At 42.5% G+C, this 23,530-nt stretch carries 21 protein-coding genes and 1 pseudogene; 2 read left to right on the top strand and 20 right to left on the bottom strand.

The window, feature by feature from the left end:
* Positions 1–17: 17 nt before the first annotated feature.
* The 7 genes from aroB to DVW06_RS03090 form a co-directional block, all read right to left on the bottom strand.
* Positions 18–1,070, bottom strand: a complete 1,053-nt coding sequence (gene aroB, locus DVW06_RS03125) for a 3-dehydroquinate synthase (protein WP_005473147.1) — start codon at positions 1,068–1,070, stop codon at positions 18–20.
* 83 nt (positions 1,071–1,153) lie between these two features.
* Positions 1,154–2,179, bottom strand: coding sequence for a 3-deoxy-7-phosphoheptulonate synthase (gene aroF, locus DVW06_RS03120; protein WP_003126590.1), 1,026 nt, complete (start codon positions 2,177–2,179; stop codon positions 1,154–1,156).
* A gap of 33 nt (positions 2,180–2,212) precedes the next feature.
* The gene (aroE, locus tag DVW06_RS03115; RefSeq protein WP_005473148.1) at positions 2,213–3,082 is read right to left on the bottom strand and encodes a shikimate dehydrogenase; all 870 of its coding nucleotides are present in this window, start codon (positions 3,080–3,082) and stop codon (positions 2,213–2,215) included.
* A 418-nt stretch (positions 3,083–3,500) separates the two neighbouring features.
* A complete protein-coding gene (locus DVW06_RS03110; protein ID WP_005473149.1) occupies positions 3,501–4,259 on the bottom strand; it encodes an ABC transporter ATP-binding protein in 759 nt (252 codons plus the stop codon).
* Positions 4,259–5,143, bottom strand: a complete 885-nt coding sequence (locus tag DVW06_RS03105) for an ABC transporter permease (protein ID WP_003126593.1) — start codon at positions 5,141–5,143, stop codon at positions 4,259–4,261. Before DVW06_RS03105 ends, DVW06_RS03110 begins: the two co-directional genes overlap by 1 nt.
* A gap of 173 nt (positions 5,144–5,316) precedes the next feature.
* Positions 5,317–6,375: a tryptophan ABC transporter substrate-binding protein gene (gene trpX, locus DVW06_RS03100; protein WP_137264399.1), complete on the bottom strand. Its 1,059-nt coding sequence runs from the start codon at positions 6,373–6,375 to the stop codon at positions 5,317–5,319.
* Between the two features lie 362 nt (positions 6,376–6,737).
* Positions 6,738–7,310, bottom strand: coding sequence for a hypothetical protein (locus DVW06_RS03090; protein ID WP_137264398.1), 573 nt, complete (start codon positions 7,308–7,310; stop codon positions 6,738–6,740).
* Between the two features lie 140 nt (positions 7,311–7,450).
* On the opposite strand from DVW06_RS03090, the gene DVW06_RS03085 reads away from it, so the two are divergent.
* Entirely contained in the window at positions 7,451–7,840 is a 390-nt protein-coding gene (locus tag DVW06_RS03085) for a DUF1622 domain-containing protein (RefSeq protein WP_003126597.1), read from the top strand.
* A 200-nt stretch (positions 7,841–8,040) separates the two neighbouring features.
* Positions 8,041–9,738 (top strand): fibronectin-binding protein EfbA, encoded by a 1,698-nt coding sequence (gene efbA, locus DVW06_RS03080; protein WP_137264397.1) that lies wholly within the window; start codon positions 8,041–8,043, stop codon positions 9,736–9,738.
* Positions 9,739–9,990: 252 nt separating this feature from the next.
* On the opposite strand, the gene DVW06_RS03075 is transcribed toward efbA, so the two are convergent.
* From DVW06_RS03075 to DVW06_RS03015, 13 genes and pseudogenes are all read right to left on the bottom strand, one after another.
* The gene (locus tag DVW06_RS03075) at positions 9,991–10,479 is read right to left on the bottom strand and encodes a pyridoxamine 5'-phosphate oxidase family protein (RefSeq protein ID WP_029486813.1); all 489 of its coding nucleotides are present in this window, start codon (positions 10,477–10,479) and stop codon (positions 9,991–9,993) included.
* On the bottom strand, positions 10,466–11,236 hold the full coding sequence (locus DVW06_RS03070; protein WP_051661454.1) for an AraC family transcriptional regulator: 771 nt from the start codon (positions 11,234–11,236) through the stop codon (positions 10,466–10,468). Before DVW06_RS03070 ends, DVW06_RS03075 begins: the two co-directional genes overlap by 14 nt.
* A gap of 155 nt (positions 11,237–11,391) precedes the next feature.
* Complete coding sequence (locus DVW06_RS03065; RefSeq protein WP_029486815.1) at positions 11,392–11,760, bottom strand: iron chaperone; 369 nt, start codon at positions 11,758–11,760, stop codon at positions 11,392–11,394.
* A gap of 30 nt (positions 11,761–11,790) precedes the next feature.
* Entirely contained in the window at positions 11,791–12,468 is a 678-nt protein-coding gene (locus tag DVW06_RS03060; protein ID WP_034704506.1) for a carbonic anhydrase family protein, read from the bottom strand.
* Positions 12,469–12,617: 149 nt separating this feature from the next.
* The gene (pyrE, locus tag DVW06_RS03055; protein ID WP_005473159.1) at positions 12,618–13,253 is read right to left on the bottom strand and encodes an orotate phosphoribosyltransferase; all 636 of its coding nucleotides are present in this window, start codon (positions 13,251–13,253) and stop codon (positions 12,618–12,620) included.
* Positions 13,250–13,969, bottom strand: a complete 720-nt coding sequence (gene pyrF, locus DVW06_RS03050; protein WP_005473160.1) for an orotidine-5'-phosphate decarboxylase — start codon at positions 13,967–13,969, stop codon at positions 13,250–13,252. Before pyrF ends, pyrE begins: the two co-directional genes overlap by 4 nt.
* 1 nt (position 13,970) lies before the next feature.
* Positions 13,971–14,891 (bottom strand): dihydroorotate dehydrogenase, encoded by a 921-nt coding sequence (locus DVW06_RS03045; RefSeq protein ID WP_041120099.1) that lies wholly within the window; start codon positions 14,889–14,891, stop codon positions 13,971–13,973.
* Positions 14,892–15,680, bottom strand: a pseudogene (locus DVW06_RS03040) (dihydroorotate dehydrogenase electron transfer subunit); the annotation flags it as partial.
* Positions 15,681–15,690: 10 nt separating this feature from the next.
* On the bottom strand, positions 15,691–18,873 hold the full coding sequence (gene carB, locus DVW06_RS03035; protein ID WP_003126607.1) for a carbamoyl-phosphate synthase large subunit: 3,183 nt from the start codon (positions 18,871–18,873) through the stop codon (positions 15,691–15,693).
* Positions 18,874–19,953 (bottom strand): carbamoyl phosphate synthase small subunit, encoded by a 1,080-nt coding sequence (locus DVW06_RS03030; RefSeq protein ID WP_003126609.1) that lies wholly within the window; start codon positions 19,951–19,953, stop codon positions 18,874–18,876. It abuts the gene before it with no gap.
* Complete coding sequence (locus DVW06_RS03025; RefSeq protein ID WP_137264395.1) at positions 19,950–21,239, bottom strand: dihydroorotase; 1,290 nt, start codon at positions 21,237–21,239, stop codon at positions 19,950–19,952. The genes DVW06_RS03030 and DVW06_RS03025 overlap by 4 nt, the downstream gene beginning before the upstream one ends.
* 41 nt (positions 21,240–21,280) lie before the next feature.
* On the bottom strand, positions 21,281–22,207 hold the full coding sequence (locus tag DVW06_RS03020; RefSeq protein WP_137264394.1) for an aspartate carbamoyltransferase catalytic subunit: 927 nt from the start codon (positions 22,205–22,207) through the stop codon (positions 21,281–21,283).
* A gap of 41 nt (positions 22,208–22,248) precedes the next feature.
* Positions 22,249–23,529 (bottom strand): solute carrier family 23 protein, encoded by a 1,281-nt coding sequence (locus DVW06_RS03015; RefSeq protein ID WP_003126613.1) that lies wholly within the window; start codon positions 23,527–23,529, stop codon positions 22,249–22,251.
* Position 23,530: the final 1 nt, after the last annotated feature.

Below are 23,530 nucleotides of genomic sequence, written 5' to 3'. Positions count from 1 at the left end.
GTCGCTTCCTCTCTTTTTTATAAATAATTTTTAATTTCTTCTGTAGGGATCGTAACGATCTTCGCTTGACCGATTTTTTCTAACAAAATAATCTTCAATTGGTTTCCTCGGGTCTTTTTATCATGAGTGATCGCTTGATACAACTGATCTTTGTCAAGCGATTCTGACTGAGTAGGCAAATGAAACTTGCTGATCATTTCTATTAATTGGGCCGTAGTTCCTTTTGGAGATAATCCGATGGACTCCGCGTGTTGGGTGATCATCACCATGCCGATTGCTACTCCTGCACCATGGCTGATTTCAAACGCTGCTGTTTTTTCTAGCCCATGTCCGATGGTATGGCCGAAATTCAACATCAAGCGACTGTCATGATCGAAAGGGTCTTCCTCGACAACTTTTCGTTTGACCGTTAAAGCCGCGGTGATCACTTGTTCTGCATGGTCCAATAATGCCGCCTCATCTTGCAATTCGGCTAGTTTTTGCCATAGCTGGTCATCAGCGATTGCTGCCGACTTAATGATCTCCGCAATTCCTTCTTGTACGCGATAAAGTGGTAATGATCGTAAAAGTTCTGGATCGATCAAAACACCAGCGGGTTGGGCAAAGGTTCCAACCAAATTTTTAGCATTTCCAGTATTGACAGCTGTTTTGCCGCCAATACTAGAATCTACTTGCGCCAATAAAGTCGTGGGAATCTGAAGAAAATGGACCCCTCGCATATAGGTCGAAGCCACGAAACCTGCTAAATCACCGATTACTCCGCCGCCCAGCGCAATTATTCCATCGCTTCGGGTCAACCCAAGTTCTGCTAAACGATCATAAAGAATCGTCGCTTGCTCAAGAGACTTGCTCTTTTCGCCCGCTGGAACAACAAGTAATTTTGCTGCAAATCCTTCATGAGTAAGCGCATCAATAATGACTTGTCCATAGATTGGGGAAACGTTACTATCCGTAATCACTGCAATCCTTTGAGGTTGCCAAAGTCCTTTGACCCATTTCCCTACTTCTTGAAAGGCACCTCGTTGAATGACAATATCATACGAATGTTCTGCTAAATTTATGTGTAACATCAAATGGTACACTCCTTTTTTTAGACTTCACAATGACTTGATTTCTTCTGAAATAGCTGTCACTCTCAGCTGAAAAACGACGATTATTTTTGCAGTGCTTTGATTTCTTTCATCGCTTTTTCCATGATATGGACTTCATTCATCATATTCATGTAGGTTTTTTCGTTCAATGATTGAGGACCATCAGACCAAGCATTTGCCGGATCTGGATGGATCTCAACGATCATGCCGTCTGCGCCCGCAGCAACCCCAGCTCTAGCCATTGGCGGAACTAGATCCCAGATACCTGTCCCATGACTAGGATCAACGATAATTGGGAAATGACTCAACTTTTTGATGATCGGTACAGCACTAAGGTCGAATGTATTCCGCGTTGCTGTTTCGTATGTTCGAATTCCCCGCTCAATGAAGATCACTTCACTTTTATCTTGAACAGCAATGTATTCTGCAGCATTCAACCATTCATCAATTGTTCCTGAAATTCCCCGCTTCAATCCAATAGGTTTTCCTGTTTTACCGACAGCCGCTAATAGTTTGAAATTCTGCATGTTACGAGCACCGATTTGCAAAATATCGCTGTATTCCGCAACCATATCGATATGTCCTTCGTCCATTACTTCAGTGATGACTTTCATCCCTGTTTCATCAGCAGCTTGACGGATGTATTTCAGCCCTTCTTCTTCCAGACCTTGGAAAGCGTAAGGAGAGGTCCGAGGTTTGAAAGCACCTCCTCGTAAGATTTGAGCACCGCCAGCTTTGGCGATCCGTGCACATTCACGGATTTGTTCTAATCCTTCGATCGAACATGGGCCAGCCATTGTTACGAAATGTCCATCTCCGATTTTGACACCATCAACATCAACTACCGTGTCCTGCGGATGAAATTCCCGCGAAGTCAATTTGTACGTATTGGAAATACGAATTGCGTCTTCTACACCATCGTAGCTGCGAAAAGCGACATCTTGGATCAGACGCGTATCTCCTTTAAGTCCAATGACGATTTGTTCCTTCCCTTGATTGACCTGTACATCTAATCCTTCTTTTTTGATTCGTTTCACAACAACTTCTACTTGTTCTGCCGTGGCATTTGGTTTCATAATTACGATCATTTTTTCTTCCTACCTTCATAGTTATTAGTTTTTTTACATTTTTTCAATCAGTGTTTTGACTTTCTCAATCGGCATTTTTTTATCAGTCCATAGCTCAAAAGCCGCCGCGCCTTGGTAAAGCAACATACTTAACCCATTGGCTGTTTTTGCTCCCGCGGCTTTTGCATCACGCAACAGCCGTGTTTCTCGCGGATTATAGATCACGTCATAAACTGCCAACGATTCTCGTAACATTCCGCGGTCTTTTAATGGGCTGGCATCTTCCTGCGGCTTCATTCCAACACCAGTCGCATTTACTAGCAATTGGCTCTCTTTGATCGCCAGGCCCAATGCTTGCTGATCATCTAGATCACCAAGTGTGATATTGCAGGTAGTAGCCGCCGCGATTTGTTGCAGCTTGCTTTCAATCACTGGATAAAATTCATCGTTTCGATTAAAAACATGAATGGTTTCTACCCCATCTAAGGCAGCTTGACTAATAATTGCTGTAGCAGCTCCACCAGCGCCGATAACTGTCATGGTACCGCCAATAATCGAGACCTCGATGTCTCCTAGCGCTCGCATAAATCCAATCCCATCCGTATTGTGACCGATCAAATGACCTTTGTGGTTGACGATTGTATTGATAGCACCAATCAGTTCTGCGGCAGGAGATAATTCATCGACTAAAGGAACAGCTGCCATTTTGTGCGGCATCGATAAATTGACTCCTAACAAATCAAGCTGACGAATACTTTGGATACTTGCTGCTAAACTTTCTGGATCAACATCAAAAGCTAGATAGACAGCATCCACTTTTTGATCTTCAAAAGAAAGATTATGCATGGCTGGCGAGATACTGTGTTTGGCAGGTTTCGCAAACAACGCTGCTAAACGGGTGTGTCCAGTGATTAATTGGTTCATCCTATTCATTCCTTTCAACAAAAAAAGATGTCCACTGTAAATTGATAGAATCTACAGTGAACACCTTCAAACATTACATATCAGCTGATATGTGAATATAAAAAATAGCCACTATAGATTTTACGATCTACGTGGCTTTAAAGTCATTACGAAATGCTTTAGCCATCATAGATACAAACGAGTGTTTGTACCCATGTCTTTCATGAATACAAACCTATCTAAAATAGCTAAAGTAATATTTATTCAGTTGTGAGGGGTTCTCTTGCAATTGTTTCATGATTGTTCGCTCCAAACTGATGTAAGATTGTCCTAAGTATAGGTTGAACTTTGAAAGTTGTCAATGATTTTTTCTTATTTTTTTCATTTCACTGGTTTTCATTTATTTTTTTCTGCGATTTTCACTGGTAGATTCGGTTTTCTAAAGGTCGTCTTCAAAGAATAGTAATAGATCTTGCAAACGAAGCTGCGCTTTTTCTGCTGCGGATAAATCTTTCACGATCTGCCCTTTACGAAGCAAGATCAATCGGTTGCCATATTTTAGAGCATCTTCCATGCGATGAGTGATCATCAAGCAAGTCAACTGTTGTTGTTCCACTCGATCTGCAGTGATTTGCATCAACTGTTTAGACGTTTTCGGATCCAATGCCGCAGTATGCTCGTCTAAGAGCAGCAATTTTGGGGTCTGGATCGTTGCCATCAAAAGACTCAATGCTTGGCGTTGCCCACCAGATAAATTTCCTGTTGGTGTATCCAAATGTTGTTCGAGCCCGTTGCCCACTTCTTGACATAATTGGTAATAAACATCTTTTTGTGCTTGTAATTGGCGCAAATGCAAATTCCTTTTCTGTCCACGACGTTGCGCCAACAATAGATTTTCAGCGACGGTCATTCGCGGCGCAGTGCCCATTTTAGGGTCTTGAAAGACTCTTGACAAGTAAGCAGCTCTTTTTTCTTCTGACAACTGCGTGACATCTTGGTCATCGATCAAGATCTGACCACTAGTAAGTGGCAGTGAACCGGATATACAATTAAACAATGTACTTTTTCCAGCACCATTGCCGCCGACTACAGTCACAAATTCCCCTGATTGCAGTTTTAAATCTACTTTCTGTAAGAGCGTCTTCTTTTCATGAGGACCATTGCCAATGATTTTGGTTGCTTTATTGATCGTTAACATCATTCTTCCTCCTTTTCGAAACCCGTCCGCAAGTGCAGTGCATTTTTGAATTGCGGGATCAATAGACAAAGCGTCAAGACGATCGCCGAAAAGATTTTTAAGTAAGTAGTATCAAAGCCAGCTCTGATCACAAATAGGATCAACAGCTGATAAATGATACTGCCCACAACAATCGCTACGAGCCGCTCCAATAATGTTAGTTCGCCAAATAATACTTCACCGATGATAATCGATGCTAACCCTATTACAATGACGCCGATTCCTTTACTAACATCTGCGTAACCATCATTTTGGGCGATCAATGCCCCAGATAATGCAATCACTCCATTGGAAACAACTAAGCCAATGATCTTCATAGTGTCTGTATTGATCCCTAGTGATTTAGCCATATGCTCGTTGTCTCCTGTAGCAATATAGGCTTGCCCAAGATTGGTATGGAAAAAGAATAGCAAGACAGCCCCGATCACTAATACCATCACTAATCCGATCAACACAGTATCAAAGTAATTAGGCAAATTTAGCTTCGTGAAGAAATCTTGGATTTTTGGTTGATTCAATAGAGAAAGATTTGGCGAGCGCATCACAAACAGCATCACTGAATTTAGTCCCGACATCACAAGGATTCCAGCTAGAATTACTGGGATCTTGCCTTTCGTATATAAGAGACCAGTTACTAATCCGGCACACATCCCCGCACCAACCCCTAAAAGAGTAGCTACTATCGGTGAGACACCTTGCGTGATAGCAGTCACACAGACCGCGCCGCCAAGAGGAAAAGAGCCCTCAGTAGTCATATCTGGAAAATTTAAAATTCGATACGTCATAAAAATACCTAACCCAAGAATCCCCCAAAGGAATCCTTGCCCAATCGCTGAAACGATCATTTTTTTTCCTCCTCGTTACTTGTTTTTCTATCTGTCTTCCAAACCCCTGTCCTGACAACAAGAAGTTTCTGTCAGGACACATATTCCTTAAAAGCAATAGATTTTTTTCTTGTTTCTTTATGAAACGTTAGTTAGCATTGCTATAACCCTTTTAAGAGCAGCTGTTTCAATGGTTAGTCTGTGCTTGATGTTGTTTCGGTCGCTTCGTCAGAAATGAGTCTGGCTTTTTCTTTGAGTGCTTCTGGAATAGTGATGCCAAGAAATTCAGCTTGCTTTTCATTAATGACCGTATCGCCATCTTTAAAAGTATAGATGGGGGTTGTTGCTGGATCAGATTCCCCTTTTAAGATCGCAGCTGCCATTTTACCTGATTGGACACCTAAGCTAAACTGATTTTGACCCACAGTCGCCAAGCCACCTTGTTGCACCATGGTTTCTGCAGAGGTGATGATTGGTGTTTTCGTTTTGTTTGCTTCTCCGACAACCGTCTGCATCGCATTGGCAATCGTATTATCCAATGGGATAAAAATGAAATCGACGGTTTCTGCCATCACCTGTACCGTCTGAGCAATTTCATTGCTTGAAGGAACTGCATATTTTTTTGACGTCAAGCCATATTTTTCTGCGGCCGCTTCTGCTTCTGCTGCTTGATACTTGGAGTTATCCTCTGTTGAAGAATATAAGATACCAACTGATTTTGCCTCTGGCATCAATTCTTGGGCTAATTCAAACTGAGTAGCTACTGGTGTTTTATCTGATACTCCAGTGATATTTCCTCCAGGTTTATCCATATCAGCTACTAGATTGGCCCCAACCGGATCGGTCACCGCGCCTAAAACGATTGGCACATCCTTAGTAGTATTAGCCAATGCTTGAGCAGCAGGTGTTGCTATCCCTACTAATACATCAGCGCCTCTGTTCAGCAATTGCTGACTCATGGTCGCTAATTTACTTTGATCCGCTTGGCCATTTTGAAATTCGATTGTTAAATTATCCCCTTCGGTATAACCCGATTGTTTTAACCCTTCTTTGACGCCTCGAGTGATTTCGTCGAGCGCTTCATGACTGACAAATTGCAGAATACCCACCGTTTTGTGTTCTTTTTTTGCTGTTTGATCCGTCGGTTGTTCAGCGGATTCTCCTGTTTGTTTTGCTCCCATTTGGTACCCAAAAGCCGCCAATAAAAATCCAAAAATAACAATAACTGCAGCAATTAATCCTTTGTTTTTCATTTTTAACTCTCCTCGCTTCTTTCTCATTTTTTTGTTTATACTTGAGAACTAAAAAAAGCAACTGCCGACAATCCGGCAGTTGCTTCAAGCAAAAACCGCATAGACTAATCGTTCTATGCGGTGAAAGATTCATTTACCAGCATAGATACAGCACTTTAGAAGGTTCTCTAAAAAGTTGTATCTATGGATTGAGGTCCACCAATACAACTATCTACGCCAGTTTTGCCATGAATTTGATTGCAATGCGTAAAATAGTCTCATATTAGCTCCTCCTTTTTCCATTTGTTTAACTTTGTTTCACTTAGTTTAGCGTATTAATAAAAGAACGTCAATAACTTTTATTCAAATTGTCAGATTTTTTCTTACTCTGCTAATTTGCGAATATTCCACATTGGTAACCGATTCAATTCAGGAATAAATTCTTCTGCAGGATCTTTAAGTGATTGATAAGTAAACCGATTTTTCTCTTGCCCGTTTTCAAAGAAAACAAAGGTGATTTCATTTGCTTTTACACCGTAAGTATCTAAAAAAGACTGTGTATCATATACGATCGGATAATAGTACACGGATCGATTCATTTCACTCTCTTTATCATTAAACAATTGAAACACTTCTGCCAACTCTTCGCCATTCGGTTTACTAAACATCACCGAAATGGCTTTTATGTCCCGAATCGTTTGATCTGCTTCTGCATATTCTAATGGTTCGATCTTATCAGAAGGCAATTCTTCAAAAGCCATCTTGTGGATCAGCGATGTTTTGATCCTCGTTTGAGAAGTAATAATCACTACAGCAAATAGCACAGCAAGTAGAATACCTGTACCTAAATAATACATGGTCTTACGCTGATTTTGGTAGACACTTTGGACAAAAGCTTCCCAGCTTTCTCGCATCTTCACTTTTACCAACTGAAAAAAATTCTCGAATCGCTCCATCCTAAACCCCGCCCTTTTCATCTGCCATCAACTTATCTTTATACTAGCAAGATGTCTTTGGAGCGTCAAGAAACTTCCCATATAACTTCCCATATTAAGTAAAATTCGATAAGATAGAGAAAAAACCAAAGGAGTTAGTCATGGCTGATCTTGCTGAACTTTTAATGGATAATGCAATCCCCATTTTAGATTTAATCGTCGTTTGTCTGAATCTGCTTTCAATTTTAGTGCTTGTGTGGGGAGTTGTAAAAGCTGGTTTTGATTTTATTCGTTTTGAAATAAAAGCGAAAGACCGTATGAGTGCGGCCAGAGAAAACAATTTTATTCGAAATTTTCTCGGCAGTTATGTTTTGCTTGGTTTGGAGATCTTGATTGCTGCAGATATCATTGAGACCATCATCCATCCGACATTTGCCGATATCGTCCGCTTAGCAGTAGTCGTAGTCATTCGAACAGTCATTTCCTATTTCTTGAATATGGAGATTGAAAAAGCCCTAAAGGATGCACAAAACAATAAAACGGACTCTTAGTGAATGCTTCAATATATCCTAAATCTGATGGGGTATGTCCTGCTTGGATCAGGATTGGTCTTTCTGGTTTCTTTTCGTTATAATAGAACTACTCGATTCAATCTGGATTCGTTAATTTTACTTGCCTTTATCGGTCAAATGTCTTGACCTCAAAAATTGAATGAGAAAAAAGTTTGATAAAACAGAAATGAGGGAAACAAATGTCCTTCGATGGCATCTTTACCCACTTGATGGTTCAGGAATTACAAAATGAACTCGTTAATGGTCGAGTGAATAAAATTCACCAGCCTTATGAGAACGAAGTGATCTTCGTGATCCGTTCTCAAGGGAAAAATCACAAATTATTGCTATCTGCCCATCCGAGCTATGCTCGGATTCAATGTACACAAGCTACCTATACCAACCCAGAAACACCTCCAACATTTTTGATGATGTTACGGAAGTATTTAGATGGCGCAATCCTGGAAACGATTGAACAAGTTGCGAATGATCGAGTCGTTCATTTCCATTTTACTCGTCGTGACGAATTAGGCGATTTACAAAACTTTGTTTTGATCGTTGAATTGATGGGCAGACACAGCACGATTCTCTTAATGAATCGGGCAACCGGTAAAATCGTTGATACGATCAAGCACATTGGCCATTCGCAAAATACGTATCGTACCTTGCTGCCAGGGTCCCTTTATGTTGCTCCGCCAAAACAAGACACTGTTGATCCGTATACACTCAATCAAACAAAAGTCTTTGAAATGCTGTCTCGTCTAGAAGAATTGTCGCCCAAAGTCTTGCAGCAGACTTTTCAAGGATTTGGCAGGGATACGGCAGATGAGCTGGTATCTCGTCTGAAAGAACGACCAAATGAAAAAGTAACCGTTTGGGAAGAATTTTTTGCCGAGCTAGCGGATCCTGTTCCTACCTACTTAAAATCCGGGAACAAAGAATTCTTTACTCCGGTCCCCTTTCATTCACTGATGGAACAAGCGGACTGGCAGGAAACTTACCAGAGTCTAAGCGAATTGCTTGATGCGTTTTATCATGAAAAAGCTGACCGTGACCGTGTAAAACAGCAAGGCAGTGAATTGCTGAAAAAAATCGACAATGAGCTGAAGCGAAACAAGCACAAGCTAGAAAAAAGACAGCAAACTTTGCGAGAATCTGAGAATGCGGAAGAATTCCGTCAAAAAGGCGAGCTTTTAACGACTTTCATGGCGCAAGTCCCTCGCGGTGCAGGCGAAGTGGAATTAGCTAATTACTATGATGAGAACAAACCAATAAAAATTGCCTTAGATCCGGCCTTGACACCCAACCAGAACGCGCAAAAATATTTCCAGCGTTATCAAAAGCTGAAAAATGCTGTCAAACTGATTCATCAGCAAATTGCTGAAACAAAAGATGAGATCGCCTATTTGGAATCAGTAGAAGCACAGTTGGAAATTGCCGCACCGAAAGATCTTTTGACGATTCGCGAAGAACTTGCTGCCCAAGGATATGTCAAAAATCGGACGAAACAACGGAAAAAACAAACGCCCTCGCAACCGGAACGTTTTCTCTCTTCTGATGGAACGAAGATTCTGGTAGGCAAAAACAATCTGCAAAATGATCAGTTAACTTTAAAAACGGCACGTAAAACAGATTATTGGCTCCATACGAAAAATATCCCCGGGTCTCATGTGATCATTCGGTCGGATTCACCTAGCGAAGAAACAATCTTGGAAGCCGCAGAATTAGCTGCCTACTTCTCGAAATACCGCCACTCCGCACAAGTACCTGTGGATTTGGTACAAGTCAAACATATTCGCAAACCAAATGGTGCAAAACCAGGCTTTGTGATTTATGAGAACCAGACGACTTATTATGTAACACCTGAGGAAACAATTTTGGATTTAAAACAAAACTAACGCTGTTCTTTTGCTGATGTTCCAAAAAAGTTGGCGAAGAATTAAAAAAATGACCCGCTTACATGTCTCTAACACACAGCCTTCTCGTCAATCGCTGAGAATGGGTGGATAGAACAAATCCGTAAGCGGCTCATTTTTTATGGAAAAATACTTGGAAACGCTAAGAAGCTCTCGGACACATCAGCCAAGCCATTTCATCGAAACAACGCTAGTCCAGATGACTGATCAATGGAATCGATGCATTGTTGGTGGTTAAAAAGTATCATTTTGATCAATCATGCGCTTATTTTCAAAATCAAAATGATAGAGCTTTTCCCAGTGATTGATATTCAATGTCCCTTTCGTTAACCAAATGGCAAGAAAACAACAGCCTTGATCCGCTTCATCATTAACTTCATCGTACCAAACAAACGCCTTGCGAATTTTCTTTCTCAATTCCGCATTTTTTGGATCCAAGACCCATCCTAGATTTTCTCCGATGCCATTAGCGGTAAACCATTCGCCACAGACTGCGATAGAAACTTCGGGATTTTCTTTGATTTGCTGGATTTTGTTGGAGCTTTCATGGGTCGATACATAAAAGACACCATTCTCATAATAAGCATCGACATCCCGCACCATAGGACGAGGCAGCCCATTTTCACCGCAATTGCGCGCAATCGTTGCTAAAGAGATCAAATTGTCTTTGTCGTTACCAAACTTTTCTTCCAGTAATGTCTGGCCCTCTTCATAATTCATCATTTGTTTTTCCTCCTTGAAAATTTTCTCTTGTTTTAAAAGGAATCCATAATTCGACAATCATGATCTCCGCTTGCGATTGTCGATAAAGCTCAGGAAAAAAGCCATCCGCTATCAAACCGTGTTTTTTTAGCCAAAAACGAGTATACCTCATTGCCTTACCCATCCCGACGATCATTTGTGCTTTAGTCGTCTCAAAGCTGCAAACAACATAGTCACGGGCCGGTAATGTCCAGCTTGTCAGATGGCTCATGTCTTTCTCATATCTTCCGGTGACAGATTCTGCCCCGACAAAATAACTGGAATGACCTGCTGGTGCCTCTCCTGGATAGGAAACACCAATGAGCGTCTCTGCTCGCAAAAATGGATGATTGGCGCAAGCGTGAAAAAAGTCTTGCCAAATCTTTTCAACTGGATCTACGCCGGTTCTTTCTCCTAGCATTTTGCCGTACTTGAAAGGATAATAACCAACGATACCATTGAAAACCCGCGGCTGATCCATTGTTTTCTGCTGTATTGCTAAGACGACCCCTTCACTGATCAACGGTTCCCCTTCCTCTACCACAATATGGCTCAGGGATAAATCTGGTTTATCGAAATTTTGTAATGGGAGCAACTGTTTCTGATAGTGTGAGGGTGAAATGCCATAAACTTCTTTAAACGATCGCGAAAAAGAAATAGGATTATTGAATCCAACCTCCAGCGCAACATCAATGATTCGCCGTTGCTGTTCTTGTAAATAGATTGTACTTTCGTTCACAATAGTTGGTATTTTTAAAAGGATTTTCGTGTATTTTCCACTATTTTAGCATAATTCGGTCGCTATTGTCTGATGATCCCGGATTTAAACCAACAAAAAAGACGAATAAATCGTCTTTTTTGTTGGCCATTAAAATTTATTTTCAGAACGACTATCTAGCGCCAAAAGGTTTGACAATCCGCTTTGTCTTTCATATTAAAACGGATAATGTCGAAGATCAGCTTTTCGTCAACCGGCTGATCCCATAAAATACGAAAAATGTTTTTTGTTTGTGAATAGCCACTTGCTTCAATGCGGGTATTGAACAAGGCCATCGTTTTCACTTCTGGCGAGACTGAGAAATGTTTCTTCGAACTGCTAATCCCCAAGATGAAGGTTCCATGATCCGTAAACATCGGCTGGTTCCAAGCAATTCGAGTCTGCAAATCCGGGAATTCAGTTAATATATGTTCAAATAATGGCTCCAGGACTTTTCGCTGTGCCTCTGACAATTCTTTTGTTAGGTACTCTTGAAACTGATCCATTTCGTAACCTTCCTTTCGTTCGCTAGACCATCAGTAAAAGTAGATTGGTCGGTCTTTTCGATCCTGCAATGGACGATTATTGTTTTCCAAAACTTCTTCACGAAATTCCAGAATAAAGCGACGACTCATCTCGCCTACCCAGTCAAATACAAACCAGTTGATTGGACCTTTAGTTGGAGGAGTTGTCAAAGAACCTACATAGTGAAAATGGTGGGTCATTTCCGGTAAAAACATCGATGGGTCAAACCATTGGGTATGGTTTTTGAAATCCCAAATACTATCATCTTGCTGATTACAGATCCAGTTTAATTTATCTGTTAACCGGAACAAAATACCGACGACTAAGTTTTCTCCTTGTTCATTCATATGTACCAAATGAAATTCAAGTTCTTGCTGCTCATCATCGATGATATGCTCAGAAGGCATATGAAAATGAATATCCGTTAGGTAGTAATTGATGCCTTGAAAGGTCACGTAACTTTCTTTATTATATGGAACAAAATGAATCGTATTTTTAAATTCTTTTTCAGTAAAGCGTTCCCGATGGTAATGGAAGCTTAAATCCTCATCGACAGGTTCCTCTGTATCGTCATGGTAAAGCGCAATGGGCGATTGCAATGGAAACTTCGCTCCTTCAGCATACCAGTCACACAATGTGTGCCAATACTCAGGACCATTCTCCCCAGAATAACTCCATGGAACATCCATATTTCTTTTCAATAAAACTGCCTCCCTATTGAAACTGGCTGCCTTTCAACTGCCAGATAACTTTTGATGAATCGTCTCAAATCGTATCAGAAAAAAGATAAAAATAAAACGAATATGCTCTTGGATCACTCCAGGCATATTCGTTGTTCTTATTTACCAGTCCAAGTTTGAGGTGACTGTTTCCATTGCTGCAGCAATGCAATATCTTCTTTTCCGATATAGTCCATCTCTAATGCAGTATCGATCATTGTTGAATAGTTGGTCAACGTCACTAATGGCAGCTGGGCCTTTTCAAAGTTGGTTAATCCCTGCGGCAATTCATAGGTAAAGATCGCTGCCACCCCCAGAACATTTGCCCCTTCGCGAGCGGCTGCTTCGCAAGCTTCTAACACACTGCCGCCAGTAGAGATCAAATCTTCGATCACAACCATTTTCTGACCTTCCGTGATACGTCCTTCGATTTGGTTTCCTTTGCCATGATCTTTGGCTTTGCTGCGGATATAGACCATTGGCAAATCAAGAATATCTGCTACCCAAGCGGCATGAGGGATCCCAGCAGTAGCTGTACCCGCAATTACTTCGACGTCTGGAAAGTGTTCTTTGATTTGCGCAGCCAAACCACTGGCAATCGCTTTACGTACAGCAGGGTAACTCATTGTCATACGATTATCACAATAAATCGGGCTTTTGATGCCGCTTGCCCAAGTAAAGGGTTCATTTGGACGTAAAAATACTGCTTCAATCGTTAAAAGGTCTTTGGCAATTGCTTTACTGATTTCTGTCATTGAATAGCTTCCTTCCATGCTTGTTTAATTTCCTGGTAAGTATCAAAAGGTGTTGCAGATTGTGTGATTGGTCGACCGACAACAATCGCAGAAGAACCAATTTGTCTTGCTTTTGCTGGTGTGACGATTCGTTTTTGATCTCCGGCATCACTACCAGCCGGACGAATTCCTGGGGTTAAGCACATAAATTCAGGATTGGTAGCTACCTTGATGGCAGCAGCTTCTTGGGCGGAACAAACCACGCCAGCTAATCCTGCTTTTTCTGCACATTGAGCATAATGACGCACGCTTTCTTCTAAAGAAACAGAAATTAGCTGTTCTTGCTGCATTTGTTCTTCGCTAGTAGAAGTCAGCTGTGTGACAGCAATCAATAGCGGCACATTTTGGCCTTCCTTGGTTCCATTTTGCAGTCCCCGCTTTGCTGCTATCATCATCTCAATACCACCCGCCGCATGAACATTGGTGATCGCGACCCCAAGATTTGCCAAACGTGTCATGGCCCGCTCAACAGTATTGGGAATGTCGTGAAGTTTTAAGTCTAAGAAAATATCATGGCCTAAATCTTTTAACCAGCTGACGATTTCTGGTCCTTCTTGATAAAAGATTTCCATACCGACTTTGACGAATAATTTTTCTGTTTTAGGAAATTTCTCTAAAAAAAGCTCAATTTCTTTTTTGCTTGGAAAATCCAAAGCAATAATTGGTCGTTCAATCATCTTAATGCCCCTCTCTTACTTCCTTGATCAACTGTGCCAAAGATTCGATACCTAATTCTGCCATTCGTACAGGCAATTCTTCGATCAACTTGGGACAAATATAAGGATCAGTAAAATTTGCGGTACCAACTGCTACCGCACTCGCTCCAGCTAAATACATTTCTAACACATCATCAACCGTCATCACACCGCCCATGCCAATGATTGGCAACAAAGAAACTTGTGCCACTTGTTTGATCAAACGAATCGCGACTGGCTTGATGGCTGGGCCTGAGAGCCCCCCGGTCTGGTTGGCCAAAATAGGACGTCGTGTCTTCAAATCAATGCGCATACCCAATAACGTATTGATCATCGTGAAACCATCGGCACCCCCCGCCTCGATTGCTTTTGCAATGGGTACGATATCGGTGACATTTGGCGATAGTTTGACATAGATTGGCACTTGCGAAACTGCTTTGACCGCTTGGGTCAGTTCTTTCGCCACTTGAGGATCGGTACCAAAAGTAATACCACCATGTTTGACGTTTGGGCAGGAAACATTTAATTCAATGGCTTTTACATTCGGCGCTTGACTGATTTTTTGACAGACAGTGACATAATCTTCTTGAGTGGAACCAGCCACGTTTGCGATGATCGGCAGATCTGGATGCTTTTGCGCTAACTCTGGCAAAATGTCTTCCATGACTACTCGAAGGCCAGGATTTTGTAAGCCAATCGCATTCAACATGCCGCTTGGTGTTTCAGCCACTCGCGGTGTTGGATTGCCAAAGCGTGCTTCTGGGGTCGTGGCTTTGATCATGACGGCACCGAGCTGACTGATATCATAATACTTGTTGTATTCTGCGCCAAAACCAAAACAGCCACTAGCCGGCATTATGGGGTTTTTGAGAGACAACCCCGGTAATTCAACAGCTAAAACCACTTAAATAACCACCTTTCCAGCTTGAAAAACAGGGCCTTCGTCACAGACTTTGACACTTTTGGTCCCTGTTGGATCATCGGCTTTATGACAAACACAAGCATAGCAAGCACCGATCCCGCAAGCCATGCGAGATTCCAATGAAAGTTGCACATTCGGACAGTCTTGGAAAAGTTGTTCAACCGTTTTTAACAACCCATTGTTGCCGCAGGCAAAAACAGCCGCAGGTTTGCTATCGGCTGCTAACAATAGATTACCGACATTCCCTTGAACGCCATAGGTGCCATCATCCGTTGCGATTCGTGTATCCCCTAGAGCTTGAAACGCCTTTTCGTAATACATGACTTCCGAACTAGCAAATCCCAAAAAATGAATCGTCCGTACACCTTTTGCGACTAATTGTTTAGAAAGTTCGTAGAGTGGCGGAACTCCGATACCACCACCTACGATAAAAACAGTCTCATCTTTTTGTAAATCTTCGATATGAAAGCCATTCCCTAGAGGGCCTAAAACATCCAGTTGATCCCCGCTTTGCAGATGGGCGAACCGCTTGGTCCCCTCCCCTTCTATCCGATAAATGATGCGACAACTTTGGCTTTCTTGATCGATCCAGCTAATACTGATTGGTCGTCTTAAGAGAAAGGCATCATCCGGCACTCGAATATGCAGAAATTGTCCCGGTGTGGTCATTTCTTGAACGAGAGCACCAGAGAGAGTCATCTCGTAGATTCGCGGTGCGAGCATTCGCTGTTTTGTAATGGTCATTCGTTCTTGTTTCATGAGCTGTTTTCCTTTCTGACTGCTAGATTGCTTTCGTTGAAAAACCTCTTGATTCCATTACTTGAAGAATGGCATCAGCGGTGTCTAACGAGGTGAAGAGCGGCACCCCATGCTCGACTGCTTCCCGGCGAATAATAAATCCGTCTTCAGTGGCTTTTTGCCGATTTTTGTCCATTGTATTGATCACCACTTGGGTCACGCCTTTTCTGATGAGATCAACGACAGTTTCATCTTCTGTTTCCGAGATTTTCGCTACCCGGGTGACTGGCAAGCCATAGCCTTCAAAGTAATCGGCTGTTCCTTTTGTCGCTAAGATCGAGAAGCCGATTTCGAAAAAGCGCGCAGCCAACACGGCGGCCTCTGCTTTGCTTTCATCCGCTACGGTAAAAAGAACTTTCCCGAATTCCGGAATATGCAAACCAGCTGCTTCAAAAGCTTTATATAAAGCTTTTTCTAAGTTTTTGTCTGAACCCATGACTTCACCGGTTGATTTCATTTCCGGACCTAAGTAAGTATCGACTTTTTGTAACTTGGTGAAAGAAAAGACCGGTGCTTTGATATGAACTTCGTTTGGTGTTGGATAAAGGCCATCACGGTAGCCCAGATCCGCCAATTTTTCTCCTAAAATCGCTTTTGTCGCGATCTGTGCCATAGGAATCTCTGTGACCTTGCTCAAAAATGGAACGGTTCGGCTGGCCCGAGGATTGACTTCAATGACGTAAACTTTTTCCTCGTGGATAACAAATTGAATATTCATCATTCCAACACAATTCAATCCCAATGCTAACCGTTTCGTATAGTCTTCGATGGTGGCAATCGTTGCTTCAGAAAGGTTTTGCGGTGGATAGACTGCCATCGAGTCACCTGAGTGGACCCCTGCTCGTTCGATATGTTCCATGATCCCCGGAATCAGAACCGTCGTGCCATCACAAATTGCGTCAACTTCACATTCTTTCCCTACTAAGTACCGATCGACTAAAACAGGATGTTCGGGAGAAGCTTTTACTGCATGCTTCATATAATCTTCCAGATCCGCTTGGTTTTCAACGATTTCCATTGCCCGACCACCTAAGACATAACTCGGACGAACAAGGACCGGATAACCGATGCGATTAGCGATCGCCACTGCTTCCGTGGTATTTGTAGCAGTATCTCCTGGGGGTTGCGGAATAGCTAATGCCTGTAACGCTTGTTCAAAGAGATCACGGTTTTCAGCACGATCGAGGTCTTCGATACTCGTACCTAAGATGCTGACTCCTGCGGCAACTAATGGCTCCGCCAAATTGATCGCTGTTTGACCGCCAAATTGAACAATGACCCCAATTGGTTGTTCCAGTTCGATCACATGCAAGACGTCTTCTAGTGTCAATGGCTCAAAATACAATTTATCGGAAATCGAGAAGTCTGTCGAAACGGTTTCCGGATTGCTGTTCATAATAATGGCTTCATAGCCCGCAGCCTGAATTGCTTTGACCGAGTGTACTGTTGCATAATCGAATTCCACACCTTGACCGATGCGGATCGGCCCAGAACCTAAGACTAAAACAGATTCTTTTTCACTGCGAACACTCTCGTTCTCAAACTCATACGTACTATAAAAGTAAGGCGTTGCCGACTCAAACTCGGCAGCACAAGTGTCTACCATTTTGTAGACGGGAAGCAACTGATTTTCCTTACGGATGTCTCGAATCTCTTGTTCTGTCATCTGCCATAACTCAGCAATTTTTTTATCGGTAAAGCCGTTTTGCTTCGCTCGTTTTAATGTTGTAAAATCTTGGCTGTTGGCAGCAAGTTCTTGTTCGATTTCATAGATGTGCAGCATTTTATCCAAGAAGAAAAGATCGATTTTAGTCATTTCGTTCAATTCTTCAATGGCATAGCCGCGGCGAATGGCTTCCATGACATAAAATAAGCGATCATCTTGCGCTTTGATCACCTTATCGATCAAGTCATTGTCTGAAAGCTGTTCTAATTCTTTCATTTCAATATGATGTGTGCCGATCTCCAATGAACGCACAGCCTTCAGCAAAGATTCCTCGATATTCCGACCGATAGCCATCACTTCACCGGTTGCTTTCATCTGTGTACCTAAACGGCGTTCGCCGGACTCAAATTTGTCAAAGGGCCAACGAGGGATTTTGGCTACCACGTAATCCAATGCCGGTTCAAACTCGGCATAAGTTGTTTCTGTGACAGGGTTTTTCATTTCATCTAATGTCAACCCAACAGCAATCTTTGCTGCTAGCTTCGCAATCGGATAGCCAGTTGCTTTACTTGCTAAAGCAGACGAACGGGAAACCCGGGGATTGACTTCGATCACATAGTAATTAAAGCTGTGGGGATCAAGCGCTAATTGAACATTACAACCGCCCTCGATTTTCAATGCGCGAATGATTTTTAGAGAAGCATCACGCAACATTTGGTACTCATGATCGGAGAGTGTTTGACTCGGTGCAAAAACGATCGAATCACCTGTATGGATCCCGACAGGATCAAAGTTTTCCATGTTACAGACAACGATCGCATTATCGGCTGAATCCCGCATGACTTCATATTCGATTTCCTTATAGCCGGCAATACTGCGTTCGATCAGACATTGCGTCACTGGTGACAGTTTTAGACCATTCTCAGCAATCACTCGCAATTCCTCTTCATTATTACACATACCGCCTCCAGTACCGCCAAGGGTAAAGGCTGGACGAACGATGATTGGATACCCAATCTTAGTTGCAAAAGTAACTGCTTCTTCCACTGTTGAAACGATCTCCGATTCAGGAATCGGTTGATTTAACTCTTCCATTAATTGCTTGAATAGATCACGGTCTTCTGCTTGATCAATCGCTGCTAATTTGGTTCCTAACAACTCGATTTCCATCTCATCCAAGATGCCGGAATTGGCTAATTCCATTGCCATATTCAAGCCGGTTTGACCGCCTAATGTTGGCAAGATCGCATCCGGACGTTCTTTTCTTAAAATCCGGGAGACAAATTCGAAAGTGATTGGTTCAATATAGACTTTGTCGGCAATTTCTTTATCGGTCATGATCGTTGCAGGGTTCGAGTTGACCAGCACAACTTCATAGCCTTCTTCTCGCAACGCTAAGCAGGCTTGCGTTCCTGCATAGTCAAATTCGGCTGCTTGGCCAATAATGATCGGTCCAGAACCGATAACCATGATTTTCTTAATATCTGTACGTTTTGGCATTTAGTTCTGCTCCTTCCATGCATCGATCATTTCTAAAAATTCATCAAACAAATGTACGCCATCATGAGGTCCCGGTGCAGCATCTGGATGATACTGAACACTAAATGCTGGGTAGCGACGATGACGGACACCTTCAATGGTTCCATCATTGACTTCTACATGAGTGATGATCAGTTTCTCTTGATCAATCGATGCTTCTGCTACTGCAAAACCGTGATTTTGTGAGGTGAAATCAATTCTTCCTGTAGCGATTTCTCGAACGGGATGGTTCAATCCTCGGTGACCGAATTTCATTTTGTAAGTATCAGCGCCATTAGCTAAAGCAAACAACTGATGTCCTAAACAGATACCGAAAATCGGTACTTTTCCTTGGATTTCTTGAATCATTTTGATGGCTTCAGGGAGGCTTTTCGGATCACCAGGTCCGTTGGTCAGCATGACACCATCTGGCGCGAGATCCAAAATTTCCTGTGCGGTGGTATTGTAGGGTAAAATCGTCAGATTACAATTTCGTTGAGAAAGTTCTCTTAGAATGCTGTGTTTCAAGCCAAAATCGATCACGACGATATTTCGTCCTGTTCCTGGACTTGGATAAGGCTTTGAAGTTGAAACTTGTGCCACTTGATTGGTGGGCAAAACGGCTGCTTTCAATTGATCAAAGGCATGAGCAAATTCATCATTGGCATCCACAATACTAGCTTTCATCGTTCCAAATTGGCGGATTTTACGAGTCAAAGCCCGAGTATCGATTCCTGCGATTCCCGGAATGTTTTTGCGCTTTAGAAATTCGTCTAAGGTCAATTGTTTCCGCCAGTTGCTGGCTACACGAGCATGTTCTTTCACTACAACACCTTTACAAGTGGGAGCGATTGATTCATAGTCATCGCGATTAACACCGTAATTTCCCACCATTGGGTAGGTAAAGGTGATGATCTGACCGTTGAAACTTTGATCCGTAATGGTTTCTTGATACCCTGTCATACTAGTGGTAAAGACAATCTCGCCATAGACATTGATCTCTGCGCCAAATCCCTCACCTTCAAATAATGTGCCATCTTCCAAAATCAACCAGCGTTTCATAAAATCCCCCTACCTTTTTGCCAAACTAATTTTCCATTGACCAATGTATGGGTGGTATCCCCATATAATGGCCAGTTATTAAATGGTGTGTTTTTTCCTTTTGAAAGAAATTGATCCGAATCGACAGTATAAGCTGTCTCTAGATCAAAAATCGCGAGATCTGCCGGAGCTCCCACCATTAATCTGCCAGCTTTCAATCCAAAGATTTCAGCAGGTTTCTCGGTCATCCAAGCCACCGCTTGTTGGAGTGTAAAGCGGCCCGTTTTGACAAAATGCGTATAAATCAATTGAAAAGCATATTCTGAACCGACGATTCCAAATGGTGCTTTTAAAAAACTTTGCATTTTTTCGTCATAGCCATGTGGCGCGTGGTCTGTTGCGATACAATCGATCGTCCCATCCAGTAATCCTTCGATCAATGCCTCGCGATCTGCTCTACCTCTAAGCGGCGGATTCATTTTCCAAAATCCTTCATCGCCAGGGATATCTTCATCGATCAAAAGCAAGTGATGGGGGGAAACTTCTGCCGTCACATGGATTCCTGCTTGTTTAGCTTCACGTATGACCCGCACACTTTCTTTTGTCGAAACATGGCAGACATGGTAATGGGCCCCGGTTTCTTCTGCCAGCAGTACATCCCGGGCAATTTGTGATGCTTCTGTAGCACTAAGAATCCCCGGTAAGCCTAATTCTGCTGCTCTCTTACCCGCATGCATCACACCGCCAAATAACAGAGAGTCATCTTCTGTATGCGCCACTAATGCCATCTGGTTTTTGGCCGCTTCTTTCATCGCCAAGTACATCGTACCAGCAGTTTGGATGCCAACGCCATCATTGGTGAATGCAAAAGCGCCGGCTTCTTTCAATGCTTTTTGATCCGTTAAAACTTCACTACGTAATTCTTCTGTGATCGGTGCATACTGCAAAACATGAACCACGGCGTCTTCTTGGATACGTTGGTAGACTTGTTGTAATTTTTCTGCGGTATCTGGCACAGGATTTAAATTTGGCATGGCACAAACAGTAGTGAAACCGCCACGAGCGGCTGCCATACTTCCTGTTTTGATCGTTTCTTTGTATTCAAATCCTGGCTCTCTGAAGTGAACATGAACATCCACTAATCCTGGAGTGATCAGTTGTTGCTTTGCATCGATCACTTGATCGAACCCTGTTTCTGAAAAAGTCGTTCCGATCGCTTGGATGATACCATCTTCGATCCAAATTTCTGCAGGGATACAATGATCACCGTCAGCGATGATCTTACCGTTCTTAATGAGTGTTTTCATGTTGCTTCCTCCTCTATCTCTATTGGTCGCGTTTCTTATAATTAAGCTTTGCCATTCAATACCGCTTCTAAAATTGCCATCCGGACAAACACGCCATTCGTCATTTGCGTGACAATTCTTGAACGCAGCCCTTCAACTAATGGATCTGCCAGCTCAACATCACGATTGACTGGAGCTGGATGCATGATGATGGCATGGTCTTGCATTTTTGCTGCACGTTCCACTGTCAATCCATAATCCCGTAAGTAAGCCTCTTTTGAGAAACTTTCTGAGCCATCATGGCGTTCGTGTTGGACCCGAAGCATCATCATCACATCGACTTGATTCACTAATTCATCTAGAGGCAACCAGTGTCCATACACTTCAAATTCATTGTCATACCATTGTGGCGGGCCAGAAAAATACACTTTGGCGCCTAATCGTTTGAGCATTTGCATATTTGATTTGGCGACACGGGAATGGGTGATGTCTCCGACGATCGCTACTTTCAGTTGATCAAAGTGGCCAAATTCTTCATAGATCGTCATCAAGTCTAATAAGCATTGCGTGGGATGCTGTCCGCTGCCATCGCCTCCATTGATGATGCTGCATTGGATCGTTTTACTTTGGATCAGCTCGTCATAATAATTCTCGTCTCCGTGGCGGATTACAGCGACATCCACGCCAAGAGCTGACATTGTCAGCACGGTATCATAAAGGGTTTCGCCCTTTTGCACAGAACTCGTTGAGGAGTCAAATTCAATCACTTCAAGACCTAATTTCTTTTCGGCTACATCAAAACTTTTGTGGGTTCTGGTACTATTTTCAAAGAAAAGGTTCGTAGCAAAGTATTGTTCTTTTTTCGGCATCCATTTGGCCCCTCTTTTAAATTCCTGCCCTCTGCGGATAAGCCCCATCACTTCTCGATCTGTTAATGCTTCAACGGTCAAAAGATGCTTTAAACTGATTCTTTCTGATTGGATGATCATGAATAATACCTCCTAGTTTTTCCCTTTTAGTTGACTGCTAGCTATTGTTCTTCACTGCGTGATGTTTCTGGCAAAATTAGATTTAAAATGATTCCTAAGACAGTTGCTAATGCCATGGCTGATAAGGTGAATGTTCCGACCGTAAAGACAAGGCCGCCGATTCCGATCACCAGAATCACAGAAGCAATGATCAAATTCTTTTTGCGGTCAAAATTGATTTTATTGTCGATCAAGATTTTCATCCCGCTTGCAGCAATGACACCGAACAATAGGAAGCTGATTCCAGAAATGACCGGATTTGGGATACTCAAGATCAAGGCACTCAATTTTCCGACAAAGCCTAACAAGACAGCCAAGACAGCCGCACCACCGATAACAAAGACACTGTGCACTCTCGTAATGGCCAAGACACCAATGTTTTCACCATAACTTGTCACAGGGGGTCCTCCAACGAATCCGGCAACGATTTGCGCAAAGCCGTCTCCCATCAATGTTTTGTTTAATCCTGGTTCTTCAAAAAAGTTACGCTTTGTTAGTTTATTCAAAACCATCAAATGGCCAATATGTTCTGTCATCGTGACAAAAGCGATAGGCGCCATCGTCGTGATCGCATTCAAATGTAGCGTTGGCTTGTATTGAACAAAGGGAATTTCGAAGCTTGGTAATGAGAACCAAGCAGCATCAATGATTGGCTGCACATCTACGATCCCAGCAGCTAAAGCTACTAAGTAACCACCAATGATCCCTAGTAAGATGGGGATCAAGCCAAGAAACCCTCGCAAAAACATGTTGAAGAAAATCGTCAATCCCAATGTAACCAATGCAACTAAGATAAATTTAAAATCATAGATGTCCCCATTGTACATTGCGTTTTGAGCGGCATTAGCAGCTAGTCCTAACCCGATAACCATGATCACAGGCCCTACGACGATCGGCGGCAAAATTTTATCCAGCCATGCAGCACCAATCTTTTTGATGATCAGAGAAACGATGATGTAAACCAGTCCTGTTGTAACAGCTCCTTGGGCGATTGCCGGGTAGCCGTCTGATTTCATCAACATTTGCATTGCAGCGATAAAAGCAAAGCTGCTCCCTAAGTATGCGGGAATCTTTCCTTTCGTCGTAACGAGGTAAACAAGTGTCCCCAAACCGGAACTTACTAAAGCGATACTTGGGTTGATCCCAACTAGGATCGGTACTAAAACAGTTGCTCCGAACATCGTGAATAAATGTTGAAGACTTAAGCCTAACCAAGGCAATGCCTTTGGGCGATCATTGATATCTAATACCACATCGGTATTGCGAAATTCTTGCTTTTCCATG

Origin of the sequence: Enterococcus sp. ARL09-542 (assembly GCF_005234805.1) — a bacterium.
Classification (GTDB): domain Bacteria; phylum Bacillota; class Bacilli; order Lactobacillales; family Enterococcaceae; genus Enterococcus_D; species Enterococcus_D gallinarum.
The sequence above is the reverse complement of the archived record's forward strand: the minus strand, read 5'-3'. Positions and strand labels throughout refer to the sequence as shown.